Raw genomic sequence first — 15,830 nt, forward strand, 5'->3', positions numbered from 1 at the left:
GGTGCTGGTGCTGAGGTTCGGCATCGAGGCATCCTCGGTCACCGCACCGCTGGCGACGCCGCCGATCACCGGCACGTCGTTGGTCCCGGTGATCGTTACCGTCACGAGTTGGCTCGCCGTGCCGTCGGACGAGACTGCAGTGAAGCTGTCACTGATCGACTCCCCTGCACCCAGTTGTTGGATCGCCACCTGGCTGTTGTCGCCCGTGAAGCTCCAACTGCCATCGGCCGCGAGCGTGAAGCTGCCATAGCCGTTGCTGCCGCCGGTGCCGGTCTGAGGCGTGAAGTTGGATTGGCCCTGGTCGACATCGGCAATCGTCAGCGCACCGCCGGTGCTGAGGTTCGGCATCGAGGCATCCTCGGTCACCGCACCGCTGGCGACGCCGCCGATCACCGGCACGTCGTTGGTCCCGGTGATCGTTACCGTCACGAGTTGGCTCGCCGTGCCGTCGGACGAGACTGCAGTGAAGCTGTCGCTGATCGATTCACCGGCGCCCAGCTGTTGGATCGCCGCTTGGCCATTGTCGGCCGTGTAAGTCCAGTTGCCGTCGGCTGCCAATGCGAAGCTTCCGTAGCCGTTGCTGCCGCCGGTGCTCGCCTGTGGCACGAAGTTCGACTGGCCTGCATCCATGTCGGCAATCGTCAGCGCGCCGCTGGCCGCGAGACTGCCACCGGACACCGCAACGTCCTCTTGCACTGTAGCGCTGGCCACACCACCAATCGTCGGTACGTCATTGGTGCCGGTGATCGTCACCGTCACCACCTGGTTGGCCGTCCCATCTGACGAGACTGCAGTAAAGCTGTCGCTGATCGACTGACCTGCACCAAGCTGTTGGATCGCCGCTTGGCTGTTGTCAGCCGTGTAGGTCCAGTTGCCGTCGGCTGCCAATGCGAAGCTGCCGTAGCCATTGCTGCCGGCCGTGCTCGCTTGGGGCGCGAAGTTCGACTGGCCCGCATCCACGTCGGCAATCGTCAGCGCACCACTGGTGCTCAGGTTCGGCGTCGAGGCATCCTCGGTCACCGCGCCACTGACCACCCCACCGATCACCGGCACGTCATTGGTGCCAGTGATGCTCACCGTCACCACCTGGCTGGCGGTCCCATCCGACGACACCGCGGTGAAGCTGTCGCTGATCGATTGACCTGCAGCCAACTGCTGGATCGCCGCCTGGCTGTTGTCGGCCGTGTAGGTCCAGCTGCCATCGGCCGCGAGCGTGAAGCTGCCATAGCCGTTGCTGCCGGCGGTGCTAGCCTGGGCTGCGAAGCTGGACTGGCCCGCATCCACATCGACAATCATCAGCGCACCACCGGTGCTCAGGTTCGGAGCCGAGCCATCCTCGGTCACCGCGCCGCTGGCGACGCCACCGATCACCGGCACGTCGTTGGTCCCGGTGATCGTCACGGTCACCACTTGACTGGCCGTTCCGTCGGACGAGACTGCAGTGAAGCTGTCACTGATCGACTCCCCTGCACCCAGTTGTTGGATCGCCACCTGGCTGTTGTCGGCCGTGAAGCTCCAACTGCCATCGGCCGCGAGCGTGAAGTTACCGTAGCCGTTGCTGCCGCCGGTGCCGGCCTGGGGCGTAAAGTTCGACTGACCCTGGTCGACATCGGCAATCGTCAGCGCGCCGCTGGTGCTCAGGTTCGGCATCGAGGCATCCTCGGTCACCGCGCCGCTGGCGACGCCACCGATCAGCGGCACGTCATTGGTCCCGGTGATCGTCACCGTCACCACCTGACTGGCGGTCCCGTCGGACGAGACTGCAGTGAAGCTGTCGCTGATCGTTTGACCTGCGCCAAGCTGTTGGATTGCCGCCTGGCCATTGTTGGCCGTGTAGGTCCAGCTGCCATTCGCCGCTAGCGTGAAACTGCCGTAACCATGGCTGCCGGCCGTGCCAGCCTGGGCTGCGAAGCTGGACTGCCCCTGGTCGACATCGGCAATCGTCAGCGCGCCGCTGGTGCTCAGGTTCGGCGTCGAGGCATCCTCGGTCACCGCCCCGCTGGCCACACCACCAATCACCGGCACGTCATTGGTCCCGGTCACCGTCACGGTGATCTGCTGATTGACCGTGCCGCCGTGACCATCGTTGATGGTGACGGTGAAGGTTTCCGTCACAGTCTGGCCCTGGGCCAGATATTGCGTGGCCGCGTTGGCAACGCTGTAGTTCCAGCTCACCGTGCCGTCACCCGCGCCCGTGGCCGCATCGCTGACGCCGGCCGTCAACACCCCGCCCAGCGTGTTGCCTGAACCGGCCGCCACGCTGACGCTGTGCGCATCGCTCAGGTCCACGTCGTCGAAGGTGATCGTGCCGCTGTCGCTCAGGGTCGGCGTCGCCGCATCCTCGGTCACCGCCGCAGCGGCATCGGCCGTGCCGATCGTCGGCGCGTCGTTGGTGCCGGTGATGGTCACGTCAATCTGCCGGGTGACGATGCCGCCGTGCTGGTCGTTCACTGTGATGGTGAAGCTCTCGACCCGGGTCTGGCCCGCGGCCAGGTACTCGACAGCCGAGGCGTCCACGGTGTAGGTCCAGGTGAGCTGGCCGCCCGTGCCGGTCCCCGTGGTGTCGACGTTCTTGACCGCCGTCAGGCTCCCCAGCACGCTGCCGACCGGCGTGCCGGTGGCGCTCACCAGGTGCACGTCGCTCAGGTCCAGGTCGCTGAAGCCGATGACACCGCTGTCGCTCAGCGTGCCCGACGGCGCGATCTGCTCGCTCACCGCACCCACCAGGTCCTGGGCTGTGATCACCGGGCCATCGTTGGTGCCGGTGATGGTGATGGTCGCCGTGGCCAGTCCCGTCCCACCATCGGCGTCCGTCACCTGGTAGCTGAAGGTGTCGGTTGCGGTCTCGCCCGCTGCCAGGTACTGGAAATCGGCCGCATGGGGCTGGTACTGGAAATACCAGGTCGATGGATCGCCCATCGCCGGCTGAACGAGTGTGGCCGTTCCGTGGGCCGGCGCCGAGGCCAGCGTCAAGCTCCTGACCAGGTCAGGGACAAGATCGTTCTGCAGCACATGGATCTGTACGCCCGGACCGTCTTCGGTCGTCACGGCCGCATCGCCGAGCGCCCTTACCGCTTCGTTGGCCGGATTCAGCTCGATCCCGTCCACAAGGACTCTCAATACTTCGGTCATCTGGACGGTCAGCGTGGACGACCCGAAGCTGAAAACGAAATCGCTGGCCGAACCATTGGAAACCTCGCCGGTCCTGGCATTGGTCACTGCCGCAAGATGGGCCAGATAGGCGGCGATCTGCGTCTGGGTGGCAGAGTCCAGCCACTGCGCCCGCGTGAACTGGAGCAGGAGCGTGTCGACGCCCGCCCCGCCCGTGTACACGTCTTTGGTGCCGACCACGGCGTTCTCGCTGACGTTGTAGATCAGGGTGTCGTTCCCCGATCCTCCATTGAGCTGGTCGCTGCCGCTGCCACCGTCGAGCGTGTCGTCTCCCGCGCCACCATTCAACGAATCGCTCCCGGCTCCGCCGTTGACCGTGTCGTCCCCGTTGCCGCTGTTGATGGTGTCGTTGCCGGCCGTGCCGGTGAGAAGGTCGTTGCCGTTGGAGCCGGTGATCGCGGTCATATGCTTCCTTTGTGAGCGCCGAAAGGCCGGCGCGTACCTGTCTCGACGCTGCGTTTGCTTGTTTGCAAATTAGATGGCGCCAGCGGCGCGAGCACATGGAAGGAATGTCCTTTCCCTCATGAGCGATAAGTACCGGGACGACTTTGAAAAGCCTGGTACTTTTGTCCTGCCGAGCATCCGTACGCGGGGGCGTGTGGTCGCGTTGACGCCGGGCGGGCAAGCGCCCTGGCTTCTCACCCGGTCTTTTTTCACGCGCTGCCGCGCAGCCATGTAGTTGCCGGTCGTGACCGTGGCCGTCGTCGCCGCAGGCCTGCCAGTCGGCGAAGTGAACGCAGCCCTTGCTGGTGGCCGCACCGAGTTCGGCCGGCACCCGCGCGGCACCGTGCGCGGCATCGAATTCGAACGCGACGTTGACGAGCCAGCCGGCGTGATGCAGGGCAGCGCCTGCACGAGGGCGCTGCGGCTGGAGGATGTGAAAGGAGGCGTGAAAGGCTGCGGCAGCCTCAGGCGCTCAGGCCGGCACGGGCTCGCCGGAGGCGGCCTGCACCGGAATGTGCGCGCGCTCTTCCTTGATGCGGTTGGCGCCGTCCACGAAAACCAGCTTCGGCAGGTACCCGGCCACGCGCTCTTCGGGCACAAGGCCGAAGGCCGCAATGATGAGCAGGTCGCCGACGGCGGCCCGGCGCGCGGCCGAGCCGTTGACCGAGATGATGCCGCTGCCGCGCTCGCCGCGAATGGCGTAGGTCACGAAGCGTTCGCCGTTGTTGATGTTCCAGATGTGCACCTGCTCGTTCTCGGTCAGGTTGGCTGCGTCGAGCAGGTCCTGGTCGATGGCGCAGGAGCCTTCGTAGTGCAGTTCGCAATCGGTGACGGTGGCGCGGTGGATCTTGGACTTGAGCAATGTTCTGAACATGGTCGATGAAATTTCCGTGCAAGGGGGTTCGGGCCGGCGCAGTCTAAGCGCAAGCCTGCAGCGGTCTACGACAGGTGGCGGCGTTGTCCGACTCGCCCTCCGGCTTCAGTCCGGACAATGACCAGCCTCGGCCCGAGACAAGCCGAGCGTTACGTTACAAGAAGCTCCGGCCCCGCACGATGACCCGCATCTACCTGATAGAAGACAACCCCCTGATCGCCGCCACACTGGCCGACGGACTGCAGGAATTTTCCGAATGCAACGTGATCGGGACCGCCGCCACTTCGCGCGGCGCCATCGACTGGTTTCAGGACAATCCCGAAGGCTGGGACGCGGCCGTCATCGACATCTTCCTGGCCGAGGGCAATGGGCTCGCCGTGGCTCAATACCTGCAGGCGCACAAGTCGCCGGCGCAGCGCACGGTCGTCCTCATGAACTACGCAACCTCCGAGGTGCGCGAAGGCGCGCTGTCCGCGGGTGTCGATGCGGTGTTCGACAAGTCGCACGAACTCGAAGCTTTCTACGAGTTCTGCAGGACGCTGAACATCTCGCCGCGCCGCTGAGTCCGCTTCTACCCCCTCTCCTCTCTGGGAGAGGGAACAGAGTCTTCACGCCTCCTCGTACCAGCGATCCTTCGCCAGCATCACCCGGTGGTGCCCATGCCCCGACGGCATCATCGGAAAGCAGTTCTCCTGCGCCGCCACTTGCACGTCCAGGAAGAACGGCCCTTCGCTCGCCAGGCATTCAGCCAGCGCGCCTTCCAGTTCGGCCGGGTCCGACACCCGCCGTGCGCCCCAGCCGAAGGCCTTTGCCAGCGCCACGAAATCGGGCAGCGCCTCGTTCCAGCTGTGGCTCAGGCGATTGCCGTGGTTCAGCTCCTGCCATTGCCGCACCATGCCCATGTAGCCGTTGTTGCACAGCACCAGCTTCACCGGCGCGCGGTGCTGCACCGCCGTCGACAGCTCCTGGATGTTCATGAGCACCGAGGCATCGCCGCTCACGCACACGGTCAGCGCCTCGGGGTGGCCGATCTGGGCGCCGATGGCCGCGGGCAGCCCGTAGCCCATGGTCCCGGCGCCACCGGAGGTGAGCCAGTGGCGCGGGCTGTCGAAGCGAAGGTACTGCGCGGCCCACATCTGGTGCTGCCCCACGTCGGTCGACACGATGGTGTCGCGCCCGCCCGCGCCGATGGCCCGCTGCAGCGACAACATCAGCTGCTGCGGCAGGATCGAATCCTCGCGCGCCTCGAAGGCCAGGCAGTCTTGGGCGCGCCAGCGTTCGATGCGCGCCCACCACGGCGCCAGACGCTCTGGTGCGAAGCCCTCGGCCGGCAGCAGCGCCAGCAGGTTTTCGAGGATCGCCGCGCAGTCGCCCACCATCGGCACGTCCACGCGCACCACCTTGTTGATGCTGCCGGGGTCGATGTCGATGTGGATCTTGCGCGCGTGCGGACAGAACTCGTCGAGCTTGCCGGTCACGCGGTCGTCGAAGCGCGCGCCGACGCACACCACGAGGTCGGCCTCGTGCATCGCCAGGTTGGCTTCGAGCATGCCGTGCATGCCCAGCATGCCGATGAACTTCGGGTCCGATGCGGGGAACGCGCCCAGCCCCATCAGCGTGAGCGTGCACGGCGCGTGCAGCAGGTTCACGAGCCGCGCGAAAGCCTCGCAGGCGGCTGGCCCCGAATTGACCAGCCCGCCGCCGCCATAGACGACAGGCCGGCGCGCGGTCGAAAGCAGGTCGGCCGCGCGCTGCATCATGGCCTTCGGCGGCAGCGCCGTGCGGCTCGTGCGCAGCGCGCGCAGCGGCGAAGGCTCGGGCGCCCTGCCCAGCCGGTCGAGCTGGATGTCCTTCGGCACGTCGAGCAGCACCGGTCCCGGGCGGCCGGTGGTGGCGATTTCCAGCGCGCGCCGCACCAGCGAGGGCACGTCGTCGGCCGAGCGCACCTGCCGGTTCCACTTGGTCACCGGGCGCGACATGCCGAGCGCATCGCTCTCCTGGAATGCCTGCGTGCCGATGACGGCGGTGGCCACCTGCCCGCTGATGCACAGCACCGGCACCGAATCGCTCATCGCATCGAGCAGCCCGGTGATGGTGTTGCCCACGCCCGGCCCCGAGGTGACCAGCACCACGCCCACGCGGCCGGTGCTGCGCGCATAGCCTTCGGCCGCATGCACGGCCGCCTGCTCGTGGCGCACCAGCACGTGGCGCAGCCTCGGCTCGCCGTGCAGCGCGTCGTACAGCGGCAGCGCCGCGCCGCCGGGGTAGCCGAAGATGGTGTCCACGCCGCACTCGACCAGCGTGTCGAGCAGGGCTTCGGCGCCGTTGCGGATACGGATTGGCGCTTCCGGGTGGAGAGACAGGGAAGACGTGAGGGGTAGGTCGAGAAGTCGCATGCCGTCGATTCTTCCGGTTTGAGCGCAAAATATGCTTCTTTCTTTTGGCCTTTTTGGCTCCATTCATGAAAACCAGTCGGCAAAACACCAATGACAACGAAGGATCTTTCGACAAGACCGACCTTGCCATCCTGCGCGTTCTGCTGCTCGACTCGCGCAAGACCCTGCAGGAGATCGGCAACGAGGTCGGCCTGTCGCCCACCAGCTGCTGGACGCGCATCAAGAAGCTCGAGGCCTCGGGCGTCATCAAGCGCTACACGGTCGACGTCGATCCGGCCAAGCTCGGCTACCACGACTCGGTGATCGTGCAGGTCACGCTCGAAAGCCACACCGACGAGACCCTGTATGACTTCGGCCGCACGCTGGCGACCATTCCGGAGATCCAGGAGGCCTACCTCGTCTCGGGCGACTACGACTACTACATCCGCATCGCCGTGCGCGACACGCGCGACTACGAGCGGCTGCTGCGCGAAAAGCTCTACAAGATCCCCGGCATCCGGCACAGCAAGTCGCACTTCGTGCTGCGGGTGCTGAAGGAAACCAGCGTGCCCGTGATCTGAGGGTGAGCGCGCCGATGCCCGGGTGAGCGGGGAAATTGGGCCAAGGACATAATCGGCTCGCGGTCGGCCGGCGGGAGCGGGAGCCGAACCGCATCACAGCGCCTACGTTCGTCAGGCGCATCCACAAAAATGAGTTCCATGGCAGAAGCGATCTAGATCTATGAGGCCAGCCCGCAAAGGCTGTTGGAGAGTCAGCCGATGGATCGCCAAGCTGTGGCTTGCCTTGCCGCTCGCCGTACTGCCTTGTGCGCACGCCAGCGAACCATCGGCGGCCGATGCCGTGCCGCAGCACGATGGCGTCGTCCACATCACGAAGGCCGAGCTGCTGTCCGTTTCCGGCACGGGTTATTCCGCCCCTCCGAAGCGTGCGGAAGACGCCGCGCTGCCGGCCGACGGCTGGAAGACAATCAGCCTTCCGCATACGGCCCCGCGCGAACTGGTGCCCACGTCTTCCAGCGGCGCGCGGACCGTCACCGACTGGTACCGCATCGACCTGGCCGGGCTGGCGCGATCGGCGCAGCCGCGCCTTCTTTATCTCCCGCGCTGGAAGACCCTGGGCCACATTGCGGTGTACGGCGACGGCCTTCTGCTCTATCAGTCGCATGGCAGCCCCGTCCACAACGACTACAACCATCCGCTCCTGCTGCCGCTGAACGCGACCGCCAACACGCCTTCGCCCACGTCCGTGCTGATCCGCGTCGACCGCCTGCGCAACAGCGGCAGCGGATTCTCGACCGTGTGGGTGGGCGACGAGGATTCACTGAGCTGGCGCTACCAGGTGCGCCAACTGCTGCAGGTACAGTTGCCGTTCATGGGCAGCGCCGCCTTCCTGGCGGTTGGCGCATTCGCGTTCGCCGTGTGGCTGCGCAAGAAGCGCGAATCGCTCTACCTGCTGTTCTTCGCCATCTCCGCGCTCGCCTTCCTGCGAACGCTTCACTACTACGTGGGCGGCAGCTACACCCCGATTTCGGACGAATGGTTCGAATGGATCACCGTTGCCAGCCTGCTCTGGCTGATCGTCCTGATCCACCTGTTCCTGCAGCGCCTGCATCGGCAGCCTTCGGCCTGGCTGACCCGCTCGGCGCTGGCCTTGACGCTGGCCTGCAATGTCGCAACGCTGCCTCACGCCTCGACGTGGGTGGTCAGCCTCTACCTCTTCACGCCCCTGCTCAACCTGATGGTGCTGCCCGTCGCGGTGCTGATCTTTGCGGTGAATTTGCGCAAGGCGTTGCGCGCGCAACTGCCCGAGGGACGGCTGGTGGCGGGCTGGACCGTCTTCGCCGTCGCCTTCACCTCCTACGACGGGTTCCTGCAGAACAACCTGGTCAGCCCGGAGAGCGTGTACACCTCTCCCTACGCCATCATCGGCCTGTTCTTCGTCTTTTCGTACATCCTGTTCCAGCGCTACACCGACGCGTTCGCCGAAGTGGGCCGGTTGAACAAGGGCCTGGCCCAGCGCCTGCAGGCCCGCGAAGCCGAGCTGGGGCAAAGCTACCGGCGGCTGCGCGCCATCGAAACCCAGCACATGCTCAGCGCCGAGCGCCGGCGCCTGATGCAGGACATGCACGACGGACTCGGTTCGTCGCTGATCAGCGCCATCCGCTCGGTGGAGCGCGGCACCATGAGCGACGCCGAGGTTTCCGACGTGCTCAAGGGCTGCATGGACGACCTGAAGCTGGTGATCGACTCCATGGAGAACGTGGACACCGACTTGCTGCTGCTGCTGGCAACCCTGCGCTTTCGCCTGGCGCCGCGCATCGAGAGCGCGGGTGTCGCGCTGCGCTGGGAGGTGCAGCCCGTGCCCGTGCTGTCCTGGCTGGAACCGAAAAGCGCGCTGCACATCCTGCGCATCGTGCAGGAATGCGTGGCCAACGTGCTGCGCCACACGCGGGCCACCACCATCTGCGTGAGCACCGCGACGCTCGACCAGAGCGTGTGCGTGGCGATCGAAGACAACGGCGCGGGCTTCGACGTGGATGAGGCCCTGCGCCGTGGCGGCCGCGGGCTGCGCAACCAGCAGCGGCGCGCACTTGCCATCGGCGCCACCGTAAGCTGGGAATCCGGCAGCACCGGCACCCGCTTCATGCTGTGGCTGCCCCTGCACCGCAAGGTCGACGCCGAGAAGGCCATCGATGCCTTCTAGGCCCGCCGGGCTTCAGAGGCTCGCCACGATCTGCTCGCGCAGCCACTTATGCGCAGGGTCGCGGTGCCGGCGCTCATGCCAGAGCATGGCCATCTCGTAGCCGGCCACCTCGAGCGGCGCTTCCACCACCCGCAGCCCGGGCGCGCCGCGCGCCAGCCGCTCGGGCAGCATCGCCACCATGTCGGTGGAGGCCAGCACCGACATCATGAAAAGGAAGTGCGGCACCGACAGCACCACGCGCCGCGCGAGGCTCTTCCCTGCGAGCGCCTCGTCCGTCGGCCCGGCGAAGCCGCCGCCGCCGAGCGAGACCACCACGTGCTCCAGCGCGCAGAACTGCGCCAGCGTCGGCCGCCGCTTCAGGCGCGGATGCCCTGCCCGCCCGGCCAGCACATAGCGCTCATGGAACAGCACGCGCCGGTGCAGCCCCGGTGGTGCGCCCACGCTGGTGTGAAAGAACAGGTCGATCTCCCCCTGCTCCAGCTGCCGTGCCATGCGCGACGGCACCGCCTCCACCACGGCCAGCCGGGTGTTCGGCGCTTCGGCGCGCAAGCGGGCCAGCGCCGGCAGGAGGATCGCCGACTCGGCGTAGTCGGCAGCGGCCACGCGCCAGGTGGTGGTCGCCTCGGCCGGATCGAAAGGCCCCGTGGGTGCGACCGCGCGGCCCAGCGACTCCAGCGCTTCGCGCAGCGGCTCGCGCAGCTCGTCCGCGCGAGCGGTGGGCCGCATGCCGCGCTGCGCGGGCACCAGCAGCGGATCGCCGAACACTTCCCGCAGCTTGGCGAGCTGCACGCTCACCGAGGGCTGCGAAAGGTTCAGGCGCTCGGCCGCGCGCGTGACGTTGCGCTCGGCCAGGAGCGTGTCGAGCGTGACCAGCAGGTTGAGATCGAGGCGGCTGAAATTGTTCATGTTAATTGCTGGAATTCAGACTATTCATTTCCAATATATCGCTACGGCGCCTAACCTGCGGACATCTTCATTCCAACCCTTGTGAAACCGTGAACATCCTGCTGGTCCTTGCCCATCCCGAAGCCGCCTCGCTCAACGGTGCGCTCCATCGCTTCATGACCGAACGCCTCGCGGCCGCCGGCCACTCCGTGCGCGTGTCGGACCTGTACGCCATGCGCTGGAAGCCCGCGCTCGACGCCGACGACTTCCCTGCGCGCGATGCCGCCGCGCGTTTCGACCCCTCCCTTGAATCGCTGCAGGCCTTCGAGGCCGGCACGCAAACCGCCGACATCGCCGCCGAGCAGGAAAAGCTGCTCTGGGCCGACGCGGTGATCCTGCAGTTTCCGCTGTGGTGGTACTCGATGCCGGCCATCCTCAAGGGCTGGGTCGAGCGCATCTACGCGTATGGCTTCGCCTACGGCGTGGGCGAGCACTCCGACACGCACTGGGGCGACCGCTTCGGCGAAGGCACGCTGACCGGCAAGCGCGCCATGCTGGTGGTGACGACCGGCGGCTGGGCCTCGCACTACGCGCCGCGCGGCATCAACGGGCCCATGGACGACCTGCTGTTCCCCATCCACCACGGCATCCTCTACTACCCCGGCTTCGACGTGCTACCGCCTTACGTGGTGCATCGCACGCACAAGGTCGACGAGGCCGCTTACTCGCGCATCACCGAAGAGCTGGGCCAGCGGCTCGACACGCTGTTCACGGCCGAGCCGATTCCGTTCCGCCGGCAGAACGGAGGCGACTACGAGATTCCCGCCCTCACGCTGCGCGAGGACATCGCACCGGGTGAGGCGGGCTTTGGGGTACACAGTGCCTAAGGCAGTTGTCGGTTCTCACTGGTTCGCAATTTCTGGTTCAAGTCGATCCCGCCGCATGGCACGCCACAGGGCGAGATCGTAGGAAATCTTGAGCAGCCCGCACGCAATGAGCGGCAAGGAGATCCATCCGGCCGCAAACAGTGCGCCACTGAGCGTCGGACTGATGGCCGCGGCCAGGCTCCGCGGAACGGCAGTGAAACTCGCCGCGGCGCTGCGCTCTGCAGGAGTCACCACGGCCATCACATAGGCCGTCCGGGTGGGAACGTCCATCGATGACAACGCGCTGCGAACCATCAGCAAACCAAGCGCAATCGGCAAGCTGGGCGCCAGCGCAGCCAACACAAGGCAGACGTTGGCCGGCAGATGCGTGAAGACCATCGTGTTGAGCAGCCCTATTCGTTGTGCAACCACAGGAGCCGCGAGCTGCGATGCGGCACTCAGCAAGCCAGTCCAGAAGAAGAACACTCCGGCCTGGGTCAGCGAGAAACCGAATCGCTGCAGCAGCCACAACGACATCAACGCGTTGACCGTCAATCCGCCGGCGAAGGCGTCGACGCTGAAGAGTGCCGCCAATCGCATCACCACGCCGCGTGAAGGCCCCAGGGGTGCCGGAGCGACAGGTGCGCCGCTTGAGTTGTTGCCTGCGTCAGGGGCCGACAGGTTTCGATAGAGCCAGAAAACAATGAGCCCGATCGCGGCATACACCAGGAACATTCCGCGCAGCGCGTCGAGGCGCGCAAGCCGGCTGTGTTGAACCAGCCAATCCGGCACGGCCGCAGCCAATGCGCCTATCGCGGCACACAGCGCACCCAGGAGGCTGTAGCGGGCAAACAGCGCGGTTCGCGCATGGCCTTGCGCCGCTGCGGCCAGCCGGGCGTGTTCGAGAGGTAGGAAGACGCTCACATCGCCCGAACTGGGGTTAAGGGTGCCGACGAGCGCGACGACCAGCAACGGCCAGAATGCCGACAAACCCGCAAAGCCGAGGCCGGTCGCGGCCATCAGCACGGCGGCAATGCGCAGCAATTTCCCTCCTGCGAAGCGGTAGCCCCATGCACCAACCGCCAGCGTGGCCAAGGCAGAGCCCAGCATCGTGGCCGTGCTGAGGATGCCGACCTCCAGCGTACCCAGCCCGTTCGAAAGCAGGTAGGCCGGCAGCAGCACGGCCATGTACCCATCGCCGAAGGCGCGCAAACCTCGTGCGGCGAGCAGAGGCATGGCGACGGGGTCGACGCCGGCGGGCAGCAGGCGCATGAGACCGCCCAATGAACGAGACGAAGGGGGCGTACTCATTGCGTGCCGGAGAGGAAAGAAGGCCGGGCCACGATCGCGATTTGCCCCGCTGGTCCGCCAATGCTGATGAAGCCGGGCTTGAGCCAGAAGCGGAAGGCTTCAGCGAATGAAATGGACTGGATGGGCGCAGAAGGCGCGGGCTGTGCGTCAGGCAAGGCGGTGTCCACAGATAGCTCCGTTATGAGTCGCCAGCGCTTGGACGGGACACCGTCTAACTTTGCAGAACGGGAGGCTGTATTCCCGGTGGCGAGATCGTAGCAGACAGAGCCAGCCAGCTGTGTGCGCCCAGACTGCGGATGCCCGCCACGGCGCGCGGTCTACTCGGCCTCGATGCCGGCCGCCTTCACGATGCGGCCCCACTTCTGGGACTCGGCCGCCTGGAACTTCGCGAGCTCTTCGGGCGAGGTCGTGTACACCTCGGTGCCGGTCGGCTCGTAGAAGGCCGTCTTCGCGGCGTCGCTCTTCGCGGCCTTCACCAGCAGCTCATTGAGCCGCTTGACCACGGCCGGCGGCGTCTTCGCGGGCGCATAGGCCGCGAACCAGTAGCCCATCTCGTAGCCCTTCACGCCGGCCTCGGAAATGGTGGGCACATCGGGCGCGAGCGGCGATCGCACCGAGCTGGAAAAGCCCAACGCACGCAGCTTGCCTGCCTTGACCTGCGGCAGGCCGGTAGCGGTGTCGGTGATCATCATGTGGATCTGGCCGCCCAGCAGGTCGGTCACGGCGAGCGTGTTGCTCTTGTAGGGCACGTGCAGCAGCCTGATGTCGGCCATCTGCTGCAGCAGCTCGCCCGCCATGCGGCTCGACGAACTGCCGCTGCCGAAGCTGTACTTGCCCGGCTCCTTCTTCGCACGCGCGATGAATTCGGCCACGCTCTTTGCTGGGAACGAGGGGTTCACCACCATGATCTGGCCGCCCTTGCCGAGCGCGGCCACAGGCACGAAGTCTTTCACCGGGTCGTAGGGCAGCTTCTTGAACAGGTGCTCGTTGGCAGCGTGCGTGGTGTTGGTAGTGATGAGCACCGTGTAGCCGTCGGCGGGCGCCTTTGCCACGTTCTGCGAGGCGATGAAGCCGCTGGCGCCGGCCTTGTTGTCGATGATGACGGCTTGCTTGGTCTCGGCCGCGACCTGGTTGCCGATGGCGCGCGCGATCTGGTCGGTAGCGGTACCGGCCGCGAACGGCACGACGAAGGTAATGGGCTTCTCGGGGAAGGCCTGCGCATGGCCCAGCAGCGGCGCCAGGGCCAATGCGGTGGTCAGTACGGTGAGGGGGAATCGTTTCATTGTTTTGTCTCCGGATGGAATGGTTCAAAGAAAAAAGGAAGCCGCCGCTACGGTCCGGCCAGCAAGGGCTCGAGTGCGCGCGGCACGCGCACAGGCATGTCGAGCAGCAGGAAGGACAGCGCCTTGCCATGTGCATCGAGGTTCAGCGCATCGTTGACGCCGCCGTCGAGCACTGCGTCGAGCACGAAGTTCATCGCGTGCAGCTTCGGCAGCACGAAGCGCTGCACCTGCGACGGCGCGCGATGGCGGAACTGCGCGGCCACGCGCTCGGGCGTGATCTGTTCGACCAGCAAGGGATACAGCTGCGGGTGCCAGGCGATCACGCTGATGTTGGAGCGATCGCCCTTGTCGCCGGTGCGGCCGTGGGCAGCGCGATAGAGCGGCACGTCGATCATGTCGAGGGTGTTCATGCCAGTGCCTCCGCGTCGAGCAATTCGAAGCGTACCGGCACTGTTTCGCGCGGCAGCAGGCACGACAGCGTGTTGAGCCGCGGCGTGAGCGCGGTGCGCACGCCGCCGCCGCCGGCCGGGCCGCAGGTGTAGAGCGCCATCACCTCGCGCGCCAGCCGTTCGGCCTGCGCGCGATCGGTATGCGTGGCCGCCACGCGCAGGCGCACGTCGCGCAGGCCCGCATCGGGCGTATCCGCCAGCGCGCGGCCGGCGTCGTCGCCGAGGATGCTCAGCGCGCCGATCAGGTCCACGCGCAGCGCGAGTCCGTCGAGCCGCTTGCGAAGCACATCTGCAGCAAGCCGAGCGCGGGCCTCGGCGCGTGCCCCCGCATAGGAGATCTCGCCCTCCGCCAACCAGCCGCCTTCATGGCAGACATTGACCTTGTAGCGGCCCGGCCGTTCGTGGCCGCGCACGCCGGAGAGCGCCACGCGGTCGGCGCCGGGAAGCGCGCGCACGTCGGCATCGGCAATGTCCGCGACCACGTCGGGCGTCAGGTAGGCGGCCGGGTCATGCACCTCGTAGAGCAGTTGCTCCTTCACGGTGGCCTCGCTCACGAGGCCGCCGGTGCCGTCGGCCTTGCCGATGGTGCAGCGGCCATCGGCGTCGATCTCGGCGATCGGAAAGCCGACCGCCTCCAGCCCCGGCACGTCCTTGTAGTCAGGATCGGCAAAGTAACCGCCGCACACCTGCGCGCCGCATTCGAGCAAGTGGCCCGCCATGGTCGCGCGCCCGAGCCGGTCCCAGTCGTCGGCACGCCAGCCGAAGTGCGACATGGCCGGCCCGACAGTGAGCGAAGGGTCGGCCACGCGGCCGCACACCACGATCTGCGCGCCAGCGTCGAGCGCCCCGGCAATGGGTTCCGCGCCGATGTACGCATTGGCGCTGACCATGCGCAGCCCTTGCATCTGCGCGCCGAGCGCTTCATTCAGCAGCGCGCGATATTCGGGCCCCGACAGGTCGTCGCCCTCCACCACCGCGATGCGCGGCTCGCTCGCGCCCAGTTCGCGCGCCATGCGGGCGATGTGCCGGGCGGCGGCACGCGGATTGGCGGCGCCAAAGTTGCTCACGATGCGAATGTCATGCACCAGGCAGCGCGCGAGCACGGGCCGCAGCATGTCGTCGAGCAACGGCTCGTAGCCCGCGTCGGGGTTGGCGCGACGGCGCAGCTGCGCCAGCGCCAGCGTGCGTTCGGCCAGCGTCTCGAAGATGAGGAAGGCGCGACTGCCGGCAGGCCCCGCGGCGAGCCGCGCGATCAGCGTGTCGACCACCGGCCCGGCGGCATCGGTGCGGTCGCCCGAGAAGCCGGCAGCGCATCCGATCAGCAGCGTGGACGGTTCGATGGAGTTCATTGCCATGCACTGTAGGCAGCGGCCGCTCATCCGTAAAATAGAAAATCCGGATCGATTGATCCGATTTTCAAATAACAAGCCGGCCACCGGCATCCAGGA

General features: G+C 66.7%; 12 protein-coding genes and 1 pseudogene. 4 read left to right on the forward strand and 9 right to left on the reverse strand.

Annotated elements, in window-relative coordinates:
• Both AC1DFC_RS28080 and panD read right to left on the reverse strand, forming a co-directional pair.
• A partial coding sequence (locus tag AC1DFC_RS28080) for a VCBS domain-containing protein (RefSeq protein WP_478180432.1) occupies positions 1 to 3,576 on the reverse strand: 3,576 nt, incomplete at its 3' end.
• A 511-nt stretch (positions 3,577 to 4,087) separates the two neighbouring features.
• The gene (panD, locus tag AC1DFC_RS28085; protein ID WP_478180433.1) at positions 4,088 to 4,489 is read right to left on the reverse strand and encodes an aspartate 1-decarboxylase; all 402 of its coding nucleotides are present in this window, start codon (positions 4,487 to 4,489) and stop codon (positions 4,088 to 4,090) included.
• A 179-nt stretch (positions 4,490 to 4,668) separates the two neighbouring features.
• On the opposite strand from panD, the gene AC1DFC_RS28090 reads away from it, so the two are divergent.
• A complete protein-coding gene (locus AC1DFC_RS28090; protein WP_413316196.1) occupies positions 4,669 to 5,052 on the forward strand; it encodes a response regulator in 384 nt (127 codons plus the stop codon).
• Positions 5,053 to 5,097: 45 nt separating this feature from the next.
• Here AC1DFC_RS28090 and ilvB read toward each other — a convergent pair whose 3' ends face one another.
• Entirely contained in the window at positions 5,098 to 6,885 is a 1,788-nt protein-coding gene (ilvB, locus tag AC1DFC_RS28095) for a biosynthetic-type acetolactate synthase large subunit (RefSeq protein WP_478180434.1), read from the reverse strand.
• Positions 6,886 to 6,950: 65 nt separating this feature from the next.
• On the opposite strand from ilvB, the gene AC1DFC_RS28100 reads away from it, so the two are divergent.
• The gene (locus AC1DFC_RS28100; RefSeq protein ID WP_007839162.1) at positions 6,951 to 7,445 is read left to right on the forward strand and encodes an Lrp/AsnC family transcriptional regulator; all 495 of its coding nucleotides are present in this window, start codon (positions 6,951 to 6,953) and stop codon (positions 7,443 to 7,445) included.
• Positions 7,446 to 7,668: 223 nt separating this feature from the next.
• Positions 7,669 to 9,588: a sensor histidine kinase gene (locus tag AC1DFC_RS28105; RefSeq protein WP_478180435.1), complete on the forward strand. Its 1,920-nt coding sequence runs from the start codon at positions 7,669 to 7,671 to the stop codon at positions 9,586 to 9,588.
• 12 nt (positions 9,589 to 9,600) lie between these two features.
• Here the strand turns inward: AC1DFC_RS28105 and AC1DFC_RS28110 are convergent, their stop codons facing one another.
• Positions 9,601 to 10,494: a LysR family transcriptional regulator gene (locus tag AC1DFC_RS28110; protein ID WP_478180436.1), complete on the reverse strand. Its 894-nt coding sequence runs from the start codon at positions 10,492 to 10,494 to the stop codon at positions 9,601 to 9,603.
• An 89-nt stretch (positions 10,495 to 10,583) separates the two neighbouring features.
• Between AC1DFC_RS28110 and AC1DFC_RS28115 the strand changes: the two genes are divergently transcribed.
• A complete protein-coding gene (locus tag AC1DFC_RS28115; protein ID WP_478180437.1) occupies positions 10,584 to 11,360 on the forward strand; it encodes an NAD(P)H-dependent oxidoreductase in 777 nt (258 codons plus the stop codon).
• A gap of 15 nt (positions 11,361 to 11,375) precedes the next feature.
• On the opposite strand, the gene AC1DFC_RS28120 is transcribed toward AC1DFC_RS28115, so the two are convergent.
• The 5 genes and pseudogenes from AC1DFC_RS28120 to AC1DFC_RS28140 form a co-directional block, all read right to left on the reverse strand.
• On the reverse strand, positions 11,376 to 12,611 hold the full coding sequence (locus AC1DFC_RS28120) for an MFS transporter (protein WP_478180438.1): 1,236 nt from the start codon (positions 12,609 to 12,611) through the stop codon (positions 11,376 to 11,378).
• Positions 12,612 to 12,679: 68 nt separating this feature from the next.
• A pseudogene (locus AC1DFC_RS28125) lies at positions 12,680 to 12,817 on the reverse strand (chromate efflux transporter); the annotation flags it as partial.
• 150 nt (positions 12,818 to 12,967) lie between these two features.
• Entirely contained in the window at positions 12,968 to 13,933 is a 966-nt protein-coding gene (locus tag AC1DFC_RS28130; RefSeq protein ID WP_478180439.1) for a Bug family tripartite tricarboxylate transporter substrate binding protein, read from the reverse strand.
• Positions 13,934 to 13,980: 47 nt separating this feature from the next.
• On the reverse strand, positions 13,981 to 14,343 hold the full coding sequence (locus AC1DFC_RS28135) for an AtuA-related protein (protein WP_007839145.1): 363 nt from the start codon (positions 14,341 to 14,343) through the stop codon (positions 13,981 to 13,983).
• The gene (locus AC1DFC_RS28140; RefSeq protein ID WP_478180440.1) at positions 14,340 to 15,731 is read right to left on the reverse strand and encodes an acyclic terpene utilization AtuA family protein; all 1,392 of its coding nucleotides are present in this window, start codon (positions 15,729 to 15,731) and stop codon (positions 14,340 to 14,342) included. The genes AC1DFC_RS28135 and AC1DFC_RS28140 overlap by 4 nt, the downstream gene beginning before the upstream one ends.
• Between the last annotated feature and the right edge of the window lie 99 nt (positions 15,732 to 15,830).

The sequence above is a fragment of the Variovorax sp. 10L421 genome, from assembly GCF_056395365.1.